Raw genomic sequence first — 24,085 nt, forward strand, 5'->3', positions numbered from 1 at the left:
CCATGAATAATGATGAATTGGACGAAATAAATCTTAATGACCGCGATGTAATAAAGGATGGTCAAGAAAAAAAAGAGGGCTTTAATTTAGGAAAAGCCATTGCTCTTCTTATTCTCTTTGGTGTCTGTATTTATTTAATATATGCAATCCTTTCAACTTCAAAAGACACAAAAAAACAGTCTATAGAATTGCCGAAAGAAGAAAGAAGCAGACAAACAGAGCTTTTCCAATCAATAAAACCAACAATAGCTCCTCTAGAGCTAGCTGATAAAAATACCCCCCTGCTGCCTAAGGTTGAAATACCAGCGCCAACAATCAATCAGCCAAAATCTGATCATAAATTATTAGAAGCAGCGCAACGTGCTCCCGTTTTAGCCTATTTTAATCCAAATCAGCAACAAGGTATTCCAGAAAATAATAGCGTTTCTCCTAACCAAAGCAACGATAGCTCGAATGAAACAACACAATCCTTTAATCAACTCCTCAAACCAACAAAGTTGGATGGTGTTCGTGCCTCAACACTCGGTAACCGAAATTACATCATTGCAATGGGAGCTTCTATCCCATGTATCTTAGAAACAGCAATCAGCAGTGAACAACAAGGATTTGTTAGCTGTATCGTTTCTAGAGATATTTTGTCAGACAATGGTCGTATCGTCTTGCTCGATAAAGGAACGCAAATCGTCGGCGAATATCGTGCCGGTTTAAAAAAAGGTCAATCGCGTCTCTTTATATTATGGAATAGAGCCAAAACACCAGATGGTATTATTATAACACTGTCTTCACCAGCAACAGATTTCTTAGGTCGATCGGGTGTTGATGGTGATATTGACAATCATTGGTTTGAACGACTTGGTTCTGCACTTCTTGTTTCAATCGTCAGAGATGGAACAAATTATTTAAATGACCAGCTAGATTCACTAAAAACACCAACAATACAAGAACAAACAACAGATACCGTGTCTTCAGAAAAACATACCCTTTCTGCAGGAACAGATATGGCAAAGATTATCGCAGGAAATTATACCCATATCCCTCCAACTTTGACAAAAAATCAGGGTGAAATGGTTAATGTTTTTGTTGCCCGCGATCTTGATTTCTCAACTGTATATAAATTAAAAATTGTTGAAAATAAGAAACAGATCATTCATCGTGCCTTTTCAGGAGACTTTCATAAAAATTCTACAGTGACATTAAAATGAAACAAAACTTCCAAAATGTAAGTGATGAAACCACTGCTATCGTTTTAACAAAACTCAAACCAATTGATAACTTTCTCAAAGATGAAAGTCTTTTCGAGATCGTTATTAATCGTCCCTATCAAGTCATGATTGAAGGAATTTCAGGGTGGAAAACAATAGAAGTACCAGAATTCTCCTTTAATGAACTCATGGGTATGGCTAAAGTGATCGCGGCCTATTCTAAGCAAAGTATTTCCGATAAAAACCCAATATTATCCGCTACTTTGCCAAATAATGAGCGTATTCAAATTGTTATGCCACCAGCTGTAAAAGAAAATACTGTTAGCATGACGATTCGTAAACCATCATCCCGAAGTTATTTACTCGAAGATTTAGCCAACAAAGGTATATTTTCAATATGTGAACAGGTTTCTTTCACTCCGTTGAATGACTATCAATTGCGTTTTAATGAACTCAAAAACACCGAGCATCAATTAGCAATTGATTATTACAATAAAAATTTTGTTTCCTTTTTAAATCAAGCTGTGAAATTGCAAAAAAATATTCTTATTTCAGGGAAAACAGGAGCTGGCAAAACAACGCTGTCAAAAGCATTAATAGCTAAAATTCCTGATGATGAGCGTATTATAACTATTGAGGATACACCAGAGCTAGTTGTACCACATCTTAATTATGTTTCCATGATTTATGCGAAAGATGGGCATGGTTTAGCTTCTGTTGGGCCAAAAGAATTATTAGAATCTGCATTGCGAATGCGTCCTGATCGCATTCTTCTACAAGAGTTACGAGATGGTACTGCTTTCTATTATATTCGCAATGTTAATTCAGGACATCCAGGTTCTATTACTACAGTTCATGCATCAACAGCATTGGCTGCATTTGAGCAAATGACGTTGTTGGTTAAAGAAAGTGAAGGAGGAGGACATTTAGAGCGTGATGATATTCGTGGGTTATTAATTTCAATGATTGATATTATTGTTCAATGCAAACGGATTGAAGGAAAATTTAAAGTTACAGAGATTTATTATGATCCTTTCAAACAACGAAATATTTTTGGAGGTAACTAAATAAAAAAGTATAATAAAAAAATCAGATTTTAGTATCAATATAAATATCAGTACTAAAACATTTGAAATTTTATAAAAATCTATGTGAAAAAGCCATATTTATTTAAAATAATATTTGAGAAAGTGATTATGAAGAAGAAAAATTTAAAATCTTTAAAAAAAATTTTTAAACCTTTAAGAAAAAAAGGAGAAGAATTATTAGACTTGTCTTCTTGTTGTGATTATACTTATCCTGACAGTGATACATTAATAAATAAACATGGAATAAAGAATTCTCAAGCTCTTGATGAAAAGTGCGCGTATCATTCAGAGCAAGCAATTATTCGTTTGCGTCGAGAAGCACTGCCAAATAAGTTTAATTCCTCTTATTTAAAACATATTCATAAATGTTTATTTGAAGATACTTTCGAGTGGGCTGGTTATACTCGCGATCTTACATTTAAATTTAAAAATGGTGTAACTGCTAACATCTCAAAGATGCAAATACCAAATACAGATGCTTTTTTTAAAGAGAGTAAAGCGGTTTCAAAAAGTTTACATAAATTTGATCAAGTGCTTTCGAAAAAAAATAATTTACAAGGCTTATCACGTGAAGAATTTGTTGATGAAGCAACGAAGCTTTTTTCCTTTCTCAACTATATACATCCATTTAGAGATGGGAATGGGCGTGCACAACGAATATTTTTTGAAAAACTCGCAGAGGCTGCAGGCCATAAGCTTGATTTTTCAGTTGTGACTCAAAGACGCATGATACATGCTTGCAATGATGCGATACCTGTAAAAAATAATGTAAATTATGAAGCAATGCAACATTTGTTCGAAGATATCTCCAATCCAGAAAAAAGACGTATTTTGAAGGATTATTTACATTCTGTGTCTAATAATAAGCATGCATGTAATTTTTTGGATGATCAAATTATTATAACACCACGTGAAGGTGTGACCTATACAGGTATTTATAAGGATAGTAATGCGGATTCTATTATAGTTGAAACAGTAGACTTGTATATCATATGCTGTAAAGATTATTTTACACCAGAACAGCTTAAGGCATTAAAACCCAATGATAAGCTTACTTTTACAGTTCCAATAAATAAAGATTTAGATCAAATTCTCATCCCAGCAGAAAGATTACCTCCTTTAACGTTAGAAAAAATACTTCGAACAATTGAGAATCATACTGAACTTCAAAACAATCGAAAAGAAATCGAGAATTTATCACAAATTGTTTATGGAAATTCAAAAGTATTAAATCCAAGTATTGATGTGATTAATAAAGGACGAGAGGTAAGTAAAAAAATCCCTGAACAAATCTTAAAGTACCCTAGGACTATTGCTAAGCTCGCTGGTTTTAAAATATTTGGTATAAGGACTCCAAGACGCAGAATAGCTGAAAGGAATCTTGTACCACTTAGTCAAGAAATTAAAAATTATATATCTGCTGTACAAGCTAATAGAAATGTAATTATTAGAAATTATGATGTAGAGCAAAAACGCCTTTTACAAGAAATAACACTACCCCGTGAATTAATGCGAGATGTCCTTAGTATTCAAAGTAAGAGAGCAAAAGCTTTAAATACAGAAAATTGTGTTAAGACCCAAAAAGAGCTTATTTCCTTTTTGTCTAAAGTTGAATCTCGTCTTTCAAGGACAGAGTATCAAGCACTCAAAGCAGGTGATTATAAACAAATCGCTCAAAGTATTGGTATGTCAGAACATAAAGCAAAAAAACTTATAGGCACTGTTAATCAAGTAAAAAAAGTATATCAACAACTTCAACAATTGAAAGTAAATAAGTCAGTACAGATGGCTGTAGCTGTTTAAAATACAAGATTTCTTTATAACAAAATTATAACATATTTTTATTTTATAATCCATAAGAGGGGTTATGAAGGGATCTTGATCAAGAAAAGATACAATAGCTAATTTTAGGACTTACAGTAAACAATGGTAACATTTTCTGATATATCTTTAGCTCGTAATTATGCTTATCCTCACATGAACACACTAAAGAATAAACATAATATAATGAGTACTAAAAAGCTTGCACACGTGTGCGAGCATTATGCAAAAAAAGCAATAATCAATTTAAATAAGGAGCCATTACCACAAAAATTTGATTCCTCTTATTTAAAATATATCCATCAGCGCTTATTCGAGAGTACATTTGAGTGGGCTGGATATACTCGTGATTTTTCGTTTACGTTTGATGATGGCACTGTTGCTGAAATGCCAATGATGAAAGTTCCAAACTTAGATATTTTTTATGTACAAGGTAACGACATTCAAGAAAACTTAAAGAAATTTGATCAATTACTTGCTTCAAAGAATAATTTGCAAGGTTTATCGCGTGAAGAGTTTGTTGATGAAGCAGCAAAACTTTTTGTTTTCCTCAATTCTATAGCTCCTTTCAGGGCTGGTAATGAGCCTACACAACGAGTATTTTTTGAAAAACTTGCTGAGGCTGCAGGTCATCAACTAGATTTTTCAGTTGCGACAGAAAAACGTATAATGCGTGCCTGTATTGATGGAATGACTCTAAAGGATAATATGGCTTATAAAGAGATGAAATCTCTGTTTGAAGATATTTCTGATCCAAAAAAAATAGCCGCTTTAAAGAATTTTCTTAGACGCATACCTAGATTAGAGCGTGAACGTTTGAACGATGAATATGTTATAATGCCAAAGGAAGGTATGACCTATACAGGTATTTATAATGTAAGTAGTGTAAATTTTGTTATTATCAAAGTAGCCGATTCTTGTGTTCTGTGCACGAAAGATTATTTTGCACCAGAACAACTTAAGGTATTAAAACCTGGAGCTGAGTGTACCGTTACAGTTCCAACAGAAAAAGACTTAAATCAAATTCTCATTCCAGCTGAAAAATTAACTTCTTTAAAGGAAGAAGAAATAGTTAAAAAGATTAAGCTTTCTGATTATGTTAAAGAAAGCCAAAAGAAAGTTGATCGTTTTTTAAAGCTTGTTTATGGAGACGTAGCAGTATTAGACGAATATATGCTATCTATTCATGAGCGTCCTGAAATAAATAAACAGTTGTGCGAACAGATTAGAAAATCTCCTCAAAATTTTGCTAAGCTCTCTGGCTTTAAAATATTCGGTATAAAAAGTTCAAAACGTAGAATAGCTGAAGAAAATGTGTCAAGACTCGTTCAAGAAATTGAAAAACATGCGGAAATTGTGAAATCTGTTAAAGATGAAATTGTTCTAGAATTTGAAAAAGAACAAAAACGTGTTGAGCAAGTGGTAAAAGTTAGCAAAGAGATACAAGATATTCTTAATTTGCCAAAGGAAGAGCAGAAAAAAGCTTTAGAGTCCTCTCCTGTCCTTTACGAAGAGCTTTGCAGCTTTCTAAAGCAAGTCGATTCTCGTCTTTCAGCAAAAGAGAAAGACTGTATCTATGGCTATAATAATAGAAAACTTTCCGAAAGTATTGGTGTATCGGAAAATAAAGCAGCGATAATTATAAAGACTGTTAATAAAAGTATAAAATTACGCGAACAATTTGAAAAGATCGCAAAAGAAATAAAAGTTGATCGTTCAGAAATAATGGCTATAGCCGTTTGAAAATACAGTTTTTTGCTTTTATTTTTGTATAGATAGGCAAAAATTCTGCGATAATGGCCTTTTTATAAAAAAATTGTTTTTGATGAGTATATAACATCAAAAGAATATGACAAATCGAAAACGTTTTTCTGTTTTACAAAAATTAATAAAAAAGATAAATTATGTATTCTGGTTATTATTATCCTAATACTGAAGTATTAAAAAACAAATATGGAATAACAAATAAACGAGAATTAAATAGGCAATGTTCTCGTGAGACAAAAAAAATAATGATTGCTCTGCGTCAGGAGCCATCGCCTGAAGAATTTGATTCTTCTTATCTGAAATATCTTCATCAACGCTTATTTGAGAGCACATTCGAATGGGCTGGCTGTATTCGAGGTCGTACATTTAAATTTGCAGATGGCACAGCTGCCAAACAGTACATAGTAAAAACAGAAGATTTGCAAGACTCGTTTTTAACTGGTTACAAAATCGAAAAGAGCTTTCAAGAATTTGATAAAATGCTTTCTGAAAAAGATTATTTACGAGGCTTATCGCGCGAAGAATTTGTCAATGAAGCAACAAAGCTTTTTTCTTTTCTCAACTATATACATCCATTCAAAGATGGAAATAGGCGTGCGCAACAAATATTTTTTGAAAAACTTGCAGAAGCTGCAGGCCATAAGCTTGATTTTTCAGTTGTAACCCGAAAACGCATGATACATGCCTGTAGTCAAGCGATGCCTAAAAATGCAAATTATGAAGCGATGCGGCATTTATTCGAAGATATCTCTAACCCAGAAAAAGTATATCTTTTGCAGGAAGCTATCTACACCCAATCTGGGAAGAAGCGCAAAAATCTAGATGATAAAATTGTGGTGATAGCACATGAAGATGTTGCCTATACTGGTATTTACAGAAACAGTGAATTTAATTCTATTATGATAGACACAGTGGATTCATACATCTTATGCTGTAAAGATTATTTTACACCAGAACAACTTAAGGCATTAAAACCTAATGATGAGCTTAACTTTACAGCTCCAATAAATAAAAATTTAAATCAATTTCTCATCCCAGCAGAACAATTACCCCCTTTAAAGGAAGAAGAAGTAATTGAAAAGATTGAAAATAATGCTTGTATTCAAGAAAGCTTACAAAAAATTAGAGAGTTATCAAAATCTGTTTACGATAATCCCAAAATACTAGAACAAGATATAAGTCGTATTAATATAAATCCTAAAATAAGTATAGAGCTTTCTGAACGGATTATAAATTCTGCTAAATCTATTGGTCGGCTAAAGGGTAGTAAAATTGGGCGCATCAAAAGTCAAACATATAAAACTTCTGAACGTAATTCTAAAATGCTTGGTAATGAAATATCTAATTATGGAGATAAAGTATCAAATATTAGATGTACAATTATTAGAAAACATAGAGCAAAAGAAAGACGTCTTTTACAAACAGTAAAGATGCCTAGCAAAAAATTACAAGATATACTTAATTTGTCTGTAAATTTGCAACTACATGCTTTACGTTCCTCTCCTGAAACTTATATAGAAATGAATGATTTCATACGTCAAATTACTGTGCGTTTATCAAAAAAAGAACATCAAAAGATGTGTAATTCTAATTATAAAGAACTGTCTGAAAGTATTGGCATATCAGTCAATAAGGCGAAAATGGTTATAGAAACTGTTAATAAAGTGAATAAAATTTTGAACATATTGCAACCTAAAAATCCACAAATGCAATTTATGACTCTCTGAAAATGTAAGGTTTCGTTTAACATTCATAAATTAAGAGTTATTTGTAATAATATTATAACTTTTAAAGATATCATCTACATTATATGTTCAGTTAATAAAGTGTGATTTTGTGGCATAATAAAAGCAAAAGTAGGGCGTAATGAGATATACTAAAACGCAATTATTTCTTATTTTAATGCCAATAATTTTAGGTGGTTTAACAATATTTCTTGTTCCTTACGGGTTATTATTTGTAATAAACGGATTACAAGATGATGAGAAATATTGGTATATCCGTTCAGAACCATTATTAGTGGAGCTTCTTGTTGTTGCTGTATCATTTGTTTACACCATATCGCAAAAATTATATCTACGCAAAGCGATTACAATTGTTACGGCGTTTTTTTTTACGGGTGTTTCTCTTTACTATCTTAATTACGAAGTTAAACGCTTAAGTCCTTATATCGGCCAACAGGGAATAACATGGAGTTATGCTCTGCAATTTATTGATGTCATGATTATCTTTGGCATAATTGGCGGTATTTTTCTTTTGGCAGCTCAATTCTTAATAACTATTCCTAAAAATAAAAAAGAGGTAAAGCGTGCCAAAAAAGGAATTTTTGGTGATGCATCATGGATGAATTTAAGTGAAGCAAAAAAAATTTTTCCTGCGAATGGTCAAATTGTTATTGGTGAAAGATACCGTGTTGATGAAGATACTGTGTGTAATATTCCCTTTTCCCCTGGAAATAAAGCAACATGGGGGAAAGGTGGAACATCACCCTTATTAACCTTTAATCTTGATTTTGGTTCAACTCATATGATTTTTTTTGCTGGTTCTGGTGGATATAAAACAACAAGTACAGTAATACCAGTATGTTTAAAATATCCAGGTTCTATTATTTGTCTTGACCCTTCAACAGAAGTTGCACCAATGGTTCAATTGACGCGTAAAAAGATGGACAATAGGAATGTTATTGTTCTTGATCCAACTTCAATATCAACGAAAACTTTTAATGTTCTCGATTGGCTTTTAGACAATAGTGTACCTCGAACACAACGTGAAGCTAATATTGTAGGTTTTTCTAAACTGCTACTCACTGACAAAAAATCAGAAAATTCTTCAGCAGAATACTTTTCAACACAAGCTCATAATCTTTTAACTGCTCTTCTTGCGCATGTCATATTTTCTGATGAATACGATGATTGTGAGCGTAATCTAAAAACATTGCGAAAGATCCTTTCTCAATCAGAAACAGCGGTTGTTAATCAACTACGCCATATTCAAGATACATCACCTTCTCCTTTTATTCGCGAAATGGTTGGTATTTTCACAGAAATGGCAGATCAAACCTTTTCAGGTGTTTATACAACGGCCTCAAAAGATACTCAGTGGCTTTCTTTGTCTAATTACGCAGATCTTGTTTGTGGTGATGATTTTTCATCCTCAGATATAGCGGATGGGAATACAGATATCTTTCTTAATCTTCCAGCAAGTATTTTAAATAGCTATCCAGGAATTGGGCGTGTAATTATTGGTGCTTTTTTAAATGCAATGGTTATAGCTGATGGAAACTATAAAAAGCGTGTTTTGTTTGTTTTGGATGAAGTTGATTTGCTTGGCTATATGAATATTTTAGAAGAAGCGCGTGACCGTGGACGTAAATATGGCATATCCTTAATGTTATTTTATCAGTCCTCTGGTCAGTTGGTAAATCACTTTGGAAAATCAGGAGCGCAATCATGGTTTGAGAGTTGTTCGTTTGTGAGTTATGCTGCTATTAAAGATTTACAGACAGCTAAAGATATTTCAGAACGTTGTGGTCAAATGACGATAGAAGTGACTGGAGCAAGTAAATCTAAAGGACAATTTTTAAAAGGCTCTAAAAATATAAATTATCAACAAAGAGCACTGATTTTACCTCATGAAATTATTCAAAAGATGCGACAAGATGAACAAATCATTCTTATGCAAGGGCAACCACCTTTGCGCTGTGGGCGAGCAATTTATTTTAGAAGAAAAGAGATGCTAGCTACTACTGAACAGAATCGTTTTGCTCCCAAAGGAAAGAAAGACTGATTAGAGATGGTAATAGGCACATACAACAAATATTTTTTGAAAAATTTACTGAAGCTGTAAACCATCAATTAGGTTTCTTAATTGTTATAGCATAGCATATTATGATCTACGATATAGTTATCTATAATAAATATAGTACTTATTGTAAAATATTCTGTTCATGGAAAAGTAGAAATGTCTTACATAAGTTATTGAAATTTCTAAACGAATAATAGATGCGTAATAAATAAGAAGATATGCTTCCTAAAACACTTAAAGCTTTAATAAAATATACAAAATATTTAAATTTTAGAAAATTATTTATTTAAAATCATTTTTATTTATAGTTCATCTAATTCTATAATAAGTTCTTTTAGTGATAAATTAAGATAAAGAGCCAACGTTGTCTTATTCATTATTTTCTTATTGTAATTAAATTTATTCAGGCAATAATACATTTAAATTAAAAATGAATGTAGGATAAAGAATTCTCAATTTCTTAATAAAAAACGTAAATTGATTTTACTCATAAAATAACATAGATTTTGATGAAAAGCACCTGAGTTAGTATTTGCATCTTTGAAATGTGAGTGGTTATACTATTTTCAAATTTAAATGTAAGATCAACAAATACGCTCTACCTATTTGAACGCGTTCTTAATAAGCATTTATAGAAGATATTTTAAATAAGAGAAATCAAACTTATTTGGCAGCATTTCTTAATGTAAATGAGTAATCTACTTGCTCTAAATAACAAGAAGACCTCTCATAAAGAGATTGAGAATTTTTTATCCTATATCCATTTTTAATATATTGCTGCCAGAATAAATATAATCACGAGTTAAAGATAAACAGGATATTATTGTATCTCAACATTTATTGTTTATTATTCGCTCTTTATAGTGTTGCATTGTCCATAAGAGTATTAAATTCTTCTAATGAATATTCTCCCTTCGCATATCCTTCTAAAATTTCAAGCGTTTTAGAATGAAGAGTGATCCCCTCAATTGCATGTGTACTAATAGCTGCATCAACCGCTTCACGGCGCTTTTGTAATTCTTCTGGCGTTAAAGATGTAGAATGATCAGTTGTTTTTTTCATGAACTCTTCCTTTCTTTTACTTATTCTCATAAAACAGAAGCATATCTTCTTGTTTGTTCCGTCCTCTATTATTATTTAGAAACTTAAATAGCTTATGTAAAATATTTATGCCTTTCCATGCATAGAGCGGTTACAACAATTGTCATCTATAAATATTAAATGAATTATAAATCCACACATTTTAACAAGCCATATTGATTACTTCTGAATGATCACGCTTGATTTCTTTTAACAAATTTTGTAGGCGCTTGCCTTGCATAAAGAGCTCTCCAATTTGTTTTGCTTTACTTTGTGATATGCCAATGCTTTCAGCTAACAAATCATAATTAGCATCACGAAGCCATTTATGTTCTAATGGCATAAGACGCTGATTGACTGCTTTTATAAAAATATTGAGTTCTTCTTGGAGTGAAGGAGAGGAACTTAAAGTTTCTTTTTGCATATCTTTTGACAAATTAAAAATATCTTGCAATTTTTTGCTAGGCATTGCTACTACTGTCATAAGACATTTTTTCTTTATTAGATTCTCTTTAATAATTCCATTTTCTACCTCTTTTACAATATCGACATAATCATGAACCTTTTGAGCAAGTGCTTCAACATTTTGTTCAGCAATTTTGTATTTTAAAGTTTTCAACCATAATATTTTTGTGCCTGCTAATTTAGAAATAGACTCAGGAAAATCAACTATTCTCTTTGTAAAAACTTCCTGAAAATTTCTATTTTCAAGAATGTTTTTTACACTTATCTTTTCATTAAAGTCTTCTAAATTTTTATAAACATACTTTGCACAAATATCAACTTCTTGTCGCTTTAATTGGACAGCGAGATGACTCGTAATTTTTTCAATAAGTTGATCTGATGTTAAAGAAGCTACCGTTTCTTTTGGAATAAGAATACTTTCCAAATCTTTTATATCTCTACTCATAGGAACTTTAAAACTTAGCGGACAACCAGACTTTAATTCCTTAACTTCATTGGGTAAAAAATAATCTTTTTTGAATATCACATAAAGCGGTTTTGAAATATAATTAAGATCTACTTTGAGTAGAAGATGTTCTGCAGTCTCACTTTCATAAAAACTTAGATAGTTATGCCCTCTTTTTGGCATTACAATAATCATTTTTTGAGCATTTTTATACTCAGACTTACTCATGGAGCTTATGAACTCTTTCATAATACTTACTTTTTCTGGATTTGAAATATCTTCAAACATATGCTTCATAGCACCTATATCGCCCATAACATTAGAACGCACCATAGAAAGTATACTGCAAACTCTCATACGCTCTGCTGTAACAATTGAGAAATCTAGTTGATGACCTGCAGCTTCAGCAAGTCTTTCAAAAAACACTCGTTGTGTGCGACCATTACCATCTCTGAATGGGTGTATATAATTAATAAGAGCAAACATACTCGCTGCTTTACTAATAAAAGCTTGTCGCGATAAGCCTTGAAAATTATTCTGTTCTGCAAGCGTTTGATCCACATTATCTAGGTATTGAGCAATTTTTTTACTCTCTAAAAACTGATCGTCAGAATTTACCTTTTTCATTGTTTGTATAATAGCAGTAGTGCCATCATTAAATGTAAATGGGAAATTACGACTATTCCCAGCCCATTCAAATGTATTCTCAAACAAGCGTTTATGGATATATCTTAGATAGAAAGAATCGAACCTTTCTGGTAGTGGTTCATGGTGCAAATTAACTATTGCTTTCGCTGCATGATGTCCGCTTACCATGGATAAATTGTCTGAGTCTATTATTCCATATTTATTTTTTAGTACGTGGCTTGCAGGATAAATATAGTTGTCGTACGATGATAAAGAGGCAGATTGTAGTTTTTCCACCTGTACATTTCCCATTTCTTGCAATATCATTTGTATAACACTATCCATAAGGATATTAAACTCATTTAATGAACCTCCCTCTGCATATTTTTCTAAAACTAGAAGTGTGTCAGGATGCAAAGGGATACGTTCAATAGTATGAGTATGAATCGCTGAATCAATAATTTGGCGACGTCTTCGAAGCTCTTCTACTGTTAGAGATGGAGAATCTTTGGATTTTCTCATTAAGTGACAAGTGACCTCTTCTATTTTTCCATTTTTGTAAAATAAAAATATGTTTTTATTTTGTTATAATTTTGTTATAAAGAAACCTTATATTTTAAACAGCTACGCCCATCTGTACTGACTTATTCACTTTCAATTGTTGAAGTTGTCGATATACTTTTTTTACTTGATTAACAATACTTATAAGTTTTTTTGCTTTATGTTCTGACATACCAATACTTTGAGCGATTTGTTTATAATCACCTTCTCTGAATGCTTGAGACTCTGTCTCTGAAAGACGAGATTCAAATTTAGACAAAAAGGAAATAAGCTCTTTTTGGGTCTTAACACAATTTTCTACATTTAAAGCTTTTGATCTTTCACTTTCAGACACGCTAAGGATATCTTGCATTATTTCACGGGGTAGTGTTATTTCTTGTAAAAGGCGTTTTTGTTCTATTACATGATTTCTAATGATTATATTTTTAGTAATTTGTATGGAACGCGTATAATTTTTAATTTTTTGACTAAGTGGTGCAAGATTCTTTTCAGCTATTCTGCGTCTTGGAGTCCTTATACCACATATTTTAAAACCAGCGAGCTTAGCAATAGATTCAGGATTATTTAAAATTTGTTCAGGAATTTTTTTACTTACCTCTCGTCCTTTATTAATCACATCAATACTTGAATTTAATACTTTTGAATTTCCATAAACAATTTGTGATAAATTCTCGATTTCTTTTCGATTGTTTTGAAGTTCAGTATGATTCTCAATTGTTCGAAGTATTTTTTCTAACGTTAAAGGAGGTAATCTTTCTGCTGGGATGAGAATTTGATCTAAATCTTTATTTATTGGAACTGTAAAAGTAAGCTTATCATTGGGTTTTAATGCCTTAAGCTGTTCTGGTGTAAAATAATCTTTACAGCATATGATATACAAGTCTACTGTTTCAACTATAATAGAATCCGCATTACTATCCTTATAAATACCTGTATAGGTCACACCTTCACGTGGTGTTATAATAATTTGATCATCCAAAAAATTACATGCATGCTTATTATTAGACACAGAATGTAAATAATCCTTCAAAATACGTCTTTTTTCTGGATTGGAGATATCTTCGAACAAATGTTGCATTGCTTCATAATTTACATTATTTTTTACAGGTATCGCATCATTGCAAGCATGTATCATGCGTCTTTGAGTCACAACTGAAAAATCAAGCTTATGGCCTGCAGCCTCTGCGAGTTTTTCAAAAAATATTCGTTGTGCACGCCCATTCCCATCTCTAAATGGATGTATATAGTTGAGAAAGGAAAAAAGCTTCGTTGCTTCATCAACAAATTCTTCACGTGATAAGCCTTGTAAATTATTTTTTTTCGAAAGCACTTGATCAAATTTATGTAAACTTTTTGAAACCGCTTTACTCTTTTTAAAAAAAGCATCTGTATTTGGTATTCGCATCTTTGAGATGTTAGCAGTTACACCATTTTTAAATTTAAATGTAAGATCGCGAGTATAACCAGCCCACTCGAAAGTATCTTCAAATAAACATTTATGAATATGTTTTAAATAAGAGGAATTAAACTTATTTGGCAGTGCTTCTCGACGCAAACGAATAATTGCTTGCTCTGAATGATACGCGCACTTTTCATCAAGAGCTTGAGAATTCTTTATTCCATGTTTATTTATTAATGTATCACTGTCAGGATAAGTATAATCACAACAAGAAGACAAGTCTAATAATTCTTCTCCTTTTTTTCCTAAAAGTTTAAATTTTTTTAATTTATCTGTTTTTTTCATGAATTAATTCTAATGAAAATTATAAAAATCCTTCGATATCTGCAGTATCAAAATTTATTCCTTCAATAGAAATCACTGTCATTAAGCAACGGGAGTCTAATGCAATCACATGGTGATTGACATGACGGACGTAAGGAATAAATTCCTCAGGTAGAGATTCCCGTTTCATAACTGACAGTTGTCTCACTTATTTTAGCTCCTTATAAGTACGAATAAGACGAAGAGGAGATGTAGATCCTCCACCCCATCTTGTTAGGTTCTTTTGTTTGCCTCGAGTATTGAGCCACACGAACAGAATACGAAATTGATTATGATCGCGCTTTGTGATTTCGCGTAAGATAAAATGTAAACCAACACCAAGACCGATCATTGAAAAACTGCTTGTAATGATAAAAAGAGTAGATATTGCTATGACATTCAAGGCCATTGCTTCTATGGTAACACCTGCAAACATCGCTGGTCGTGTACAAGCAAGAAAAAGAGTATCTTCGTTCATTTATGTTGAACTCCCCATTAATAATGTAACAAAAGCCGAAGCACCAAAAACAATACCGATACCAAGAACACAATACGCTGCTTTGCGTAAATCAATAACACCATACATCCAACCAATACCCACAGCTGCAACACAAATTGTTGCAATAAGCTTCGCTGTTGTACCTGTCATCATCGAAACAATATTTCGCAAAACCGTATCAAGATTCCCCATACCGCTAGCAGCAGAATCAGCATAAGCTGGGGTTAATACCGCAAACATCGCTAAAAGTAGCGCAAAAGCGATACAGTAAATATGCTTAGATATAATGTTTGTCATTTAATCTCCTCTTCAGAAAGAATATTGATTACAAACTAACATCCTATTATTTTTACAAATTTAAAAACTTTAAAACTACAGGCTTACAACTTTAAGCTTCTTTAATCGCAAGCGCTTCATCAAACTATTACAAAAACCTTTCCTAGAATTTCCCAACTGAGAGACAGAAATTAATCAAATCTATAACCAAAAAACCTAGCGTAGATATTGTTATTTTATCAAAATGACAATATCAAGTGCGTAAAATAATGTTTTTCTTTGCAAAATGTGTTTAATTTGCAACAAATGCTATTGATACGCTTTCTTTAGGATCTAGGAGAAAAACAGAGATGCATAAAAATTATAGGATATAGAAACAATAAGGATTGAATAAATGCGATTTAAATCGATAATTATTGTCTACATTATCTGCTCTATAGGGATATGGATAATAAGCCAAAACCATTACAAAACAAATCTAGATATTCTCGAGCCATTAAAAATGCAAGAAAATCAAGATATAAGCGAGATCGATCTCGAACAAAATAAGCACTACGAAACAAGTGTGCAAAAAAAATTAGAAGAAAATGCGCCAGATCTCAATTGGATCAATAGCGATTCAAATAATCATGAAGGTATATTTAATGGTATCGCATCTGTGACTAGCGGTGTCACATTTCAATTAATAATTCCTGCTGAAAAGCCTCAACATAAACCTATCGTCCGAAATATTCACTTATATGGTGTAGATACATGTGCACCCCGTCAAAAAGCAAAATTAGATAACCAAGAATGGCCATGTGGAGCTGTCACAACAGCATGGCTAGTCACCAAAACTCTAGGACATACCTTATCTTGTAAACAAACTATTATAGAAAAAGAAACTCACTATGCTCAGTGCTTTGTGCAAGGAGTCGATCTGGCAGAAATAGGACTTGCAGAAGGTATGCTGATCCTATCAAAAGATAATAAATACCCAATTCCAACAACGTATTTAAGTGCCGAACAAAGCGCATATAACAATAAAATTGGCCTTTGGTCTAGCAACTTTACTGAGCCTATACAGTGGCGCAAAAAGTATGGAACCTATAACCCTTTCGATAATCAGCATCAATTCATGTCTGAATCAAAATAAAATGCAGAAACGTCCCATTAAACTTCAAAATACAAAAATAAAACAATCATAACAATTTTCGAAAAAATAGTCTAAATGCGTAATGATAAGAATTTTCTCATCGCTAGTTTTAAATGATCTACATTATTTGTTTCCTCATAAACATGCCTTATAAAAATCTATTTGATAGAAGGATAATCCTCTAATGAGAAGAATGCTCTAGCATTCCTATCACAATCAAACAAAAATTTTCATTCTTGCATTAAACAGAATAATACATATCAAATTCAACAGGATGAGGGGTTGTTTCATAACGCAGAACTTCTTTCAGTTTTAATTCAATAAAGGAATTAATTTGGTCATCATCAAAAACATCACCAGATTTAAGAAAATCCCGATCTTTATCAAGAAATTCAAGTGCTTCGCTTAGACTTCTGGAAACTGTAGGAATATCTTTGAACTCTTTCGGTGGGAGATCATAAAGATCTTTATCCATAGCTGGACCAGGATGTATCTTATTCTTTATACCATCTAGACCAGCCATAATAAGCGCTGAAAAGGCTAAATATGGATTCGACGATGGATCTGGAAAACGAATTTCTCATTACTTGCCTATAACTATTATGCTTAAATAGCTGATTAGCTTAATAAATAGCATCCCACAATATAAGTAAAAGTACGAATGGAAATCACTTATCTGTTAATCAAAAAGGTAACCACATATTTCTTGACTTACATAACCAAGTAATAACAATCATTCATCTGTAAGAATATCAGAATTTTTTTTGCAATCTTTTAGCCATACATCATAAATGGGATGCTCAACAGCATTTAAGCCAGGACTATCTGCAAACATCCATCCTGTAAAAATACGCCGTGTTTTTTTCTCCAATGTCATTTCACTAACTTCAATAAAACTAGTAGTACGAGCTGGTTCATTTTTAGAACTTGTGTAACACACTCGCGGTATTACTTGCAAAGCACCATATTGATAAACCTGACCGATATGAACTTCAAAACTAGTAACCTGCCCCGTAATTTTATCAAGACCTGTGAAAATAACAATTTCATTGCTAATACGTTCAGCTTGTAAAAAGCTAACTGTAAATAAAACCGCCATCCCCCCTAATAAAGAAGTATAAAAAAAATACTTAAATTTTGATAATAAAAACTTCATAATATCAAATTAATTACACCTGACAAACATCATTATAAACATAGCCAAAGAAAAAATACACCTATTACTTCTCAGGTAACCATGCATCGTAATCTTCACGAGCATAAAAATTCCCATGATTATAAGCAATAGATCCTTTTGGCCGGTAAGCTTCACTTGTACCCGTCATATTTAAAATATGCGATTTCTCCCAACTATATGATTGATAATTTTCTTCCGTAGGTGGTACATCACAACGGTGGTGAATCCATCCATGCCAACCTGGAGGAATACTAGAAGCCTCAGAATAATCTTTATAAATCACCCAGCGGCGTAAATAGCCATCCTTATGGCGACTACCTTCATAATAAACATTACCAAACTGGTCTTCTCCTATACGTTTACCATGGCGCCATGTAAAAAAGCGTGTATTAATAGTATTACCATTCCACCATGTAAAAATTTGCTTGAAAAAACCAGACATTTCTTCTCCTATTTCTTTCGAATCCTTATTAGATCACTCTAACAAGAATAAATTTATTATGATACTTAGAAACATCAATTGCAGTTGAACCAAATAACTAACTATTAATCTGTACGAACTATATCATAAGTTAATATCACACTTACAGGATTTTCATCCTGATATATTAATCTACCCCAAGCTTACTTTTAACTAATTTATTAACTGTTTGAGGATTTGCCTTACCTTCTGTTGCCTTCATTACCTGTCCAACAAACCAACCAATCAAAGCAGGCTTCTCCCGTGCTTGAGAAACTTTATCAGGGTTATTGATAATAATTTCGTCAACAACTCTTTCAATAACTCCTGCATCCGTTACCTGCTTCATACCACGCTTTTCTACAATCTGATGTGGATCTCCACCTTCATTCCAAATAATTTCAAATAGATCTTTTGCAATTTTTCCAGAAATAGTTCCATCTTTGATAAGATCAATAATTGCTCCCAATTGGTTTGCTGTAATTGGAGTATCTTCAATATCACGATTATCTTTATTTAAAGCGCCTAAAAGATCATTAATCACCCAATTAGCAACCATCTTTCCATCCCGCCCATGTGCTACTTCTTCAAAATAATCTGCAATTGCTTTTTCTGTTACAAGAATAGAAGCATCATATGCGGTTAACCCCATCTCATTGATAAAACGCGCCTTTATATCATCAGGTAATTCAGGTAATTCTGAAGCTAAAGTATCTACAAAAACCTGATCAAGCTCTAACGGTAAAAGATCAGGATCAGGAAAATAACGATAGTCATATGCTTCCTCTTTTGAACGCATAGATCTTGTTTCACCTTTTGTTGCATCAAAAAGTCGAGTTTCCTGATCTATTACACCCCCATCTTCTAAAATTGCAATTTGGCGACGTGCCTCATATTCAATTGCTTGGCCAATAAAACGAATCGAATTAACATTTTTAACTTCACAGCGCGTTCCAAAAGGTCCACCAGGACGGCGAACAGATATATTTACATCTGCACGCATAGAGCCCTCATCCATATTCCCATCACAAGTACCCAAATAACGAACAATTGTACGTAATTTTGTCATATAGGCTTTTGCTTCTTCTGATGATCGCATATCTGGTTTAGAAACAATTTCCATAAGAGCAACACCTGAGCGATTAAGATCTACAAAAGACATTGTTGGATGCTGGTCATGCATAGACTTTCCAGCATCTTGCTCAAGGTGCAACCTTTCAATCCCAATTTCAATATCCTCAAACTGACCATTCGAATCTGGTCCAGTAGATACAACTACTTTCCCTTCACCTACGATAGGATACTGAAACTGTGAAATCTGATACCCCTGGGGTAAATCTGGATAAAAATAGTTTTTACGATCAAAAACAGATTTTAAATTAATTTTAGCTTTTAACCCTAAACCAGTTCGAACAGCTTGACGAATACATGCTTGATTAATAACAGGCAACATACCAGGCATAGCTGCATCAACAAGTGACACGTGATTATTCGGCTCAGCCCCAAACTTAGTTGATGCACCTGAAAAAAGTTTTGAATTTGATATGACTTGCGCATGAACTTCCATGCCAATAATAACTTCCCAATCACCTGTAGTTCCAGAAATAAAACGCTTAGGATCAGGAAGACGAGTATCAACAATTTCCATTATCAACTCACTATCAACATTTCAAATACACCCAATGGCTAACCTAAAACTATTGCCAGAGCAAATCTAGAATACACATCAAAAAATAATTTATCAGAACTATTTTATTAGCATAAATTTTAACTTGTTTTAGGAATTTTCTTTTTAGTTGAAGCCTTTTTTATACCTTTTTCTTTTACTGCCGATTTTTTCTTGGCAGAAGTCTTGTCAGTTAAACCTGCTTCATCATATTCTTTCATCAACTCTTCAATTGTCACTTTTTTATCTGTTATTTTTATCTGTGTAAGCAAATAATCAATAACTTTTTCTTCAAAGATTGGAGCACGGAGATTAGCAATAGCTTCTGGCGTGCGGCGGAAAAAATCCATCATTTCTTTTTCTTGTCCAGGATATTGGCGAACTTGTTCAAAAACTGCAGCCTTTAATTCATCTTCACTTACTTGAACTCCAACTTTTGTACCAATTTCAGAAAGTACTAAACCAAGGCGAACACGACGCTTCGCAAGCATGCGATATTCTTCTCGCGCTTGTTCCTCTGTGATGCCCTCATCTTCAAAACTTTTGCCCATCCTTTTTAAATCTTCATTGATATGATTCCATATATTATTAAATTCAATCTCTAAAAGTTGTTCAGGAATATCAAAACTATAATCTGCATCTAAAGCATCAAGAACTTGTCGCTTAATTTTTTGACGTGTCATAGAACCATATCGACTTTCAACCTGTCCACGAACGACTTCACGTAAGCGATCAAGAGACTCTAAACCAAGTTTTTTTGCTGCTTCATCATCAATTTTCAATTCATCCGGTTTAGCAACAGTTTTAACAGTAATATCAAACTCTGCATTTTTACTAGCTAAATGCGCAGCACTATAATCATCAGGAAATTTAACAGAAATTGTTTTTACATCACCTGCTTTTAGACCAATTAATTGCTCTTCAAAACCAGGAATAAACTGTTTCGAACCAAGAATCAGCTGTGCATCTTTATCAGAACCACCATCAAACGGAACGCCATCAATTTTCCCTAAATAATCAATTGTTATGCGATCATCTTCTTTTGAAGGACCATTCTTTTGCGAATAACTACGAGTAGAAGAAAGAATCCGCGTTACTTGCTCATCAACTTCTTGTTCAGGTATATCAGCAATTTCGCGAACGATTTCAATATTTTTGAAGTCTTTAACCTCAAATTTTGGCAAAACCTCGTACTTCAAACTAAAAACAAAATCAGCCTTACCATCTATAACTTTTTTATCTTCATCTATATCAATTTGCGGTTGCATTGCTGAATATTCATTACGCTCTGCTAAAATAGAACGCGGAGCATCGTTAATGATCTCATTAAGAATTTCAGCCATAAAAGATTTACCGTACATTTTTCGGAGATGATCAGATGGAACCTTACCCGGACGGAATCCTTTAAGTTTGATCTTACCTTTGGTATCATCCAACCGTTCATTTAATTTTGCTTCCAAATCTTTCACTGGAACCACAATCTTAATTTCGCGCTTCAGTCCTTCGTTAAGCATCTCAGTAACTTGCATCGAACAACCTTTATTTCTCTGAGGAGATAGATAAACCTACTCCAATAACAACAATAATTCTAACACTTTAAATGCTAGATCTAGATAAACGGACTTCGTATACACAGCTATCCGTAGCGCTTAAAGCTATTACTTTGGTGCGGATGGAGGGACTCGAACCCCCACGGTCTCCCGCCAGAACCTAAATCTGGTGCGTCTACCAATTTCGCCACATCCGCTCAAATTTATAAACAAAAACTTCATGTCAGCGGCGTTTCTATAGCATTCAATTCCAACCAATTAAAGAAAAAAAGCAAATGACTATCCTTTATTAACTCAATAAATAATTCTTTTCACAAAATTATAGAGATAAAATTCATCCTTTTCAAAAAGGACTCCTTCCACTAATAAAGTAAGTCATGTTAAATAAATTGAAAACTCCAATCCATATTATCGGCGGCGGTCTTGCAGGCAGTGAAGCAAGTTGGCAAATTGCTCAATTAGGAATTCCTGTTGTCTTGCATGAAATGCGCCCAAAAAGAAAATCTGATGCTCATAAAACAGATAAACTTGCAGAGCTCGTCTGTTCAAATTCATTTCGTTCAGATGATGCATCAAAAAATGCTGTAGGACTTTTACATGCCGAAATGCGATTAGCCAAATCGTTAATCATGAAGGCTGCAGATAGTAATAAAGTACCAGCTGGAGGTGCACTTGCTGTTGACCGTGATGAATTCTCAAAAACTGTTACAGAAACACTTGAAAAACATCCTCTTATAACCATACAACGCAAAGAAATTCATGAGATTCCTGAAAACTGGCATAATGTTATTATTGCCACTGGTCCTCTTACCACACCAGAATTCTCTCAAGCAATACAAGCAATAACTGGAACAGAAGCGCTTTCTTTTTTTGACGCTATTGCACCCATTATTTATACTGAAAGTATTAATATGGACATTTGTTGGTACCAATCTCGATATGATAAAATTGGTCCTGAAGGAACAGGAAAAGATTATCTTAATTGTCCTCTAAATCAAGAACAATATAAAATTTTTGTTGAAGCATTGATAAGTGGAGAGAAAGTAGAATTTCGTGAATTTGAAAATATATCCTATTTCGATGGATGCTTACCAATCGAAGTGATGGCCGAACGTGGACTTGAAACTCTAAGACATGGTCCTATGAAACCTATGGGTCTCACCAATACTCATCACCCCACAATCAAACCCTATGCTATTGTACAATTACGTCAAGATAACAAACTGGGTACGCTTTACAATATGGTCGGCTTTCAAACAAAATTGAAATATAGTGAGCAAACACGCATCTTTAGAATGATTCCTGGTCTTGAAAAAGCAGCATTTGCACGCCTTGGTGGCCTTCACCGCAATACGTATCTCAATTCACCAATCCTTCTTGATGAAAGTCTTCGTTTAAAACAAAAACCACAACTGCGTTTTGCTGGACAAATTACAGGCTGTGAAGGCTACATAGAATCAGCAGCGATAGGATTGCTCGCTGGACGTTTTGCTGCTGCTGAATATAATCATGCTTGCCCTTCTCTACCACCAAAAACTACAGCATTTGGAGCTCTATTGAATCATATTACTGGTGGTCATATTGCTACTATCGAAAAAGGAAAAAAATCCTTCCAGCCAATGAATATCAATTTTGGCCTTTTTCCGCCTATTATTTCCACCAATGACTTAGAAAAACGATCACATAAAGAAAAAAAACAAGCTATAATTGAACAAGCTTTAAACGATTGTATTCAATGGTTAAAAAATAGTTTTTAACTGAACCATTGTATTTGATTATAATTACGACATTTGCTAATCTAATTTTTGATCTATTAAGTAATTTAGTTTATTGCTAAAAAATAATTTAAGATTGTTTGTTTTGTTAAAATATGTCTCATTTTTCACTATAATTCGCTATAAAAAGAAAATGTCGTAATTATATAAGTATTAATACTCTAAATAATATATTTCTATTATTATAAAAACACTATTTAACAACAACTTATATAAATATTTTAATATAACAAATGAAAGAGCACTACTGGTCAGCTAGATACACTAGCTAACATTAATAACGTCAGTAGAAACATCTACGCTTTTTTACACAAAAAAACTAAAGAGATAGGCTATTAATTTAAAATAGCTATGATGACACTTGAATGATAACGATAAAAAATAATTAAATAAATGTATCTCAATTACTGTTTAATATAAATACTCGATTGATTACTTGAATTCCCGCTACATAAATCAGCATACAGTTTTTATATTTCATCCATAAAGCTAAAATAATATATCTCACAAGTATGTACTGACTACTTCTAAGCATTTCTAGAAAAAACCGGTTTATAAATAAACCGGTTTTTTAAAAAGTAGTTTGAATTATTTATTATTGACAGCTTCTTTAAGACTTTTTCCCGCAGAAAATTTAGGTACAGAACGCGCAGGAATAATAATTTCAGCACCGGTTGAAGGGTTTCGTCCTTTTGTAGCAGCACGATGAGAAACTTCAAAAGAACCAAAACCTGGAATACGAACATCACCTCCTGAAGCTAAAGCTTCTGTAACAGAAGCAATAAAAGCATCAACAGAAGCACCAGCTTGAGCTTTCGAGATACCTGCTTTTTCAGCAACTGAATTAACCAATTCACTTTTATTCATTAAACATTTCCTTTCCCTATATTGCCGAATAATAAAATTTAATCGGCTATGAGTAATT

Annotated in this window: 19 protein-coding genes, 1 tRNA gene and 1 pseudogene; 8 read left to right on the forward strand and 13 right to left on the reverse strand. The window is 32.9% G+C overall.

The window, feature by feature from the left end; genetic code table 11:
* The first annotated feature begins 2 nt into the window (after nucleotides 1-2).
* The 6 genes from virB10 to traG all read left to right on the forward strand — a co-directional run bounded on the left by virB10 (nucleotide 3) and on the right by traG (nucleotide 9,664).
* Entirely contained in the window at nucleotides 3-1,202 is a 1,200-nt protein-coding gene (gene virB10, locus B11cv2_RS03590; RefSeq protein ID WP_100693351.1) for a type IV secretion system protein VirB10, read from the forward strand.
* Entirely contained in the window at nucleotides 1,199-2,269 is a 1,071-nt protein-coding gene (virB11, locus tag B11cv2_RS03595; RefSeq protein ID WP_100693352.1) for a P-type DNA transfer ATPase VirB11, read from the forward strand. Before virB10 ends, virB11 begins: the two co-directional genes overlap by 4 nt.
* 129 nt (nucleotides 2,270-2,398) lie before the next feature.
* A complete protein-coding gene (locus tag B11cv2_RS03600) occupies nucleotides 2,399-4,093 on the forward strand; it encodes a BID domain-containing T4SS effector (protein ID WP_100693353.1) in 1,695 nt (564 codons plus the stop codon).
* Nucleotides 4,094-4,216: 123 nt separating this feature from the next.
* Nucleotides 4,217-5,854: a BID domain-containing T4SS effector gene (locus B11cv2_RS03605; protein WP_100693354.1), complete on the forward strand. Its 1,638-nt coding sequence runs from the start codon at nucleotides 4,217-4,219 to the stop codon at nucleotides 5,852-5,854.
* Nucleotides 5,855-6,015: 161 nt separating this feature from the next.
* The gene (locus B11cv2_RS03610) at nucleotides 6,016-7,605 is read left to right on the forward strand and encodes a BID domain-containing T4SS effector (RefSeq protein WP_100693355.1); all 1,590 of its coding nucleotides are present in this window, start codon (nucleotides 6,016-6,018) and stop codon (nucleotides 7,603-7,605) included.
* Nucleotides 7,606-7,744: 139 nt separating this feature from the next.
* Nucleotides 7,745-9,664: a Ti-type conjugative transfer system protein TraG gene (traG, locus tag B11cv2_RS03615; protein ID WP_100693356.1), complete on the forward strand. Its 1,920-nt coding sequence runs from the start codon at nucleotides 7,745-7,747 to the stop codon at nucleotides 9,662-9,664.
* Between the two features lie 876 nt (nucleotides 9,665-10,540).
* On the opposite strand, the gene B11cv2_RS03620 is transcribed toward traG, so the two are convergent.
* The 6 genes from B11cv2_RS03620 to B11cv2_RS03640 all read right to left on the reverse strand — a co-directional run bounded on the left by B11cv2_RS03620 (nucleotide 10,541) and on the right by B11cv2_RS03640 (nucleotide 15,418).
* Nucleotides 10,541-10,744, reverse strand: a complete 204-nt coding sequence (locus tag B11cv2_RS03620; protein ID WP_100693357.1) for an antitoxin VbhA family protein — start codon at nucleotides 10,742-10,744, stop codon at nucleotides 10,541-10,543.
* Between the two features lie 181 nt (nucleotides 10,745-10,925).
* Nucleotides 10,926-12,821, reverse strand: a complete 1,896-nt coding sequence (locus tag B11cv2_RS03625; RefSeq protein WP_100693358.1) for a BID domain-containing T4SS effector — start codon at nucleotides 12,819-12,821, stop codon at nucleotides 10,926-10,928.
* A 94-nt stretch (nucleotides 12,822-12,915) separates the two neighbouring features.
* Nucleotides 12,916-14,604, reverse strand: a complete 1,689-nt coding sequence (locus B11cv2_RS03630; protein WP_100693359.1) for a BID domain-containing T4SS effector — start codon at nucleotides 14,602-14,604, stop codon at nucleotides 12,916-12,918.
* 19 nt (nucleotides 14,605-14,623) lie between these two features.
* Nucleotides 14,624-14,791, reverse strand: a complete 168-nt coding sequence (locus B11cv2_RS07145) for a hypothetical protein (protein WP_158521545.1) — start codon at nucleotides 14,789-14,791, stop codon at nucleotides 14,624-14,626.
* A complete protein-coding gene (locus B11cv2_RS03635; RefSeq protein ID WP_100693345.1) occupies nucleotides 14,792-15,100 on the reverse strand; it encodes a type IV secretion system protein VirB3 in 309 nt (102 codons plus the stop codon).
* On the reverse strand, nucleotides 15,101-15,418 hold the full coding sequence (locus B11cv2_RS03640; protein ID WP_100693344.1) for a TrbC/VirB2 family protein: 318 nt from the start codon (nucleotides 15,416-15,418) through the stop codon (nucleotides 15,101-15,103).
* Nucleotides 15,419-15,791: 373 nt separating this feature from the next.
* Here B11cv2_RS03640 and B11cv2_RS03645 point away from each other — a divergent pair, with 373 nt between their 5' ends.
* Nucleotides 15,792-16,532, forward strand: a complete 741-nt coding sequence (locus B11cv2_RS03645; RefSeq protein ID WP_100693343.1) for a hypothetical protein — start codon at nucleotides 15,792-15,794, stop codon at nucleotides 16,530-16,532.
* A gap of 241 nt (nucleotides 16,533-16,773) precedes the next feature.
* Here the strand turns inward: B11cv2_RS03645 and glnA are convergent.
* The 6 genes and pseudogenes from glnA to B11cv2_RS03675 all read right to left on the reverse strand — a co-directional run.
* Nucleotides 16,774-17,112 (reverse strand): annotated as a pseudogene (gene glnA, locus B11cv2_RS03650) (glutamine synthetase); the annotation flags it as partial.
* 153 nt (nucleotides 17,113-17,265) lie between these two features.
* Nucleotides 17,266-17,631 carry a DUF2155 domain-containing protein gene (locus B11cv2_RS03655; protein WP_245406958.1) on the reverse strand — a complete coding sequence of 122 codons (366 nt, stop codon included), beginning with the start codon at nucleotides 17,629-17,631 and terminating at the stop codon, nucleotides 17,266-17,268.
* A gap of 121 nt (nucleotides 17,632-17,752) precedes the next feature.
* Nucleotides 17,753-18,151, reverse strand: coding sequence for an NADH:ubiquinone oxidoreductase subunit NDUFA12 (locus B11cv2_RS03660; protein ID WP_100693361.1), 399 nt, complete (start codon nucleotides 18,149-18,151; stop codon nucleotides 17,753-17,755).
* Between the two features lie 166 nt (nucleotides 18,152-18,317).
* Entirely contained in the window at nucleotides 18,318-19,817 is a 1,500-nt protein-coding gene (gatB, locus tag B11cv2_RS03665; RefSeq protein WP_100693362.1) for an Asp-tRNA(Asn)/Glu-tRNA(Gln) amidotransferase subunit GatB, read from the reverse strand.
* 119 nt (nucleotides 19,818-19,936) lie between these two features.
* Nucleotides 19,937-21,364 carry a trigger factor gene (gene tig / locus B11cv2_RS03670; RefSeq protein ID WP_100693363.1) on the reverse strand — a complete coding sequence of 476 codons (1,428 nt, stop codon included), beginning with the start codon at nucleotides 21,362-21,364 and terminating at the stop codon, nucleotides 19,937-19,939.
* 135 nt (nucleotides 21,365-21,499) lie between these two features.
* Nucleotides 21,500-21,582: transfer RNA gene (locus tag B11cv2_RS03675), tRNA-Leu, on the reverse strand.
* Between the two features lie 180 nt (nucleotides 21,583-21,762).
* Here B11cv2_RS03675 and trmFO point away from each other — a divergent pair.
* On the forward strand, nucleotides 21,763-23,142 hold the full coding sequence (gene trmFO, locus B11cv2_RS03680; RefSeq protein ID WP_100693364.1) for a methylenetetrahydrofolate--tRNA-(uracil(54)-C(5))-methyltransferase (FADH(2)-oxidizing) TrmFO: 1,380 nt from the start codon (nucleotides 21,763-21,765) through the stop codon (nucleotides 23,140-23,142).
* A gap of 606 nt (nucleotides 23,143-23,748) precedes the next feature.
* Here trmFO and B11cv2_RS03685 read toward each other — a convergent pair.
* A complete protein-coding gene (locus tag B11cv2_RS03685) occupies nucleotides 23,749-24,027 on the reverse strand; it encodes an HU family DNA-binding protein (RefSeq protein ID WP_100693365.1) in 279 nt (92 codons plus the stop codon).
* Nucleotides 24,028-24,085: the final 58 nt, after the last annotated feature.

It is taken from the genome of Bartonella sp. 1-1C (assembly GCF_002810325.1).
Taxonomy (GTDB): domain Bacteria; phylum Pseudomonadota; class Alphaproteobacteria; order Rhizobiales; family Rhizobiaceae; genus Bartonella; species Bartonella rochalimae.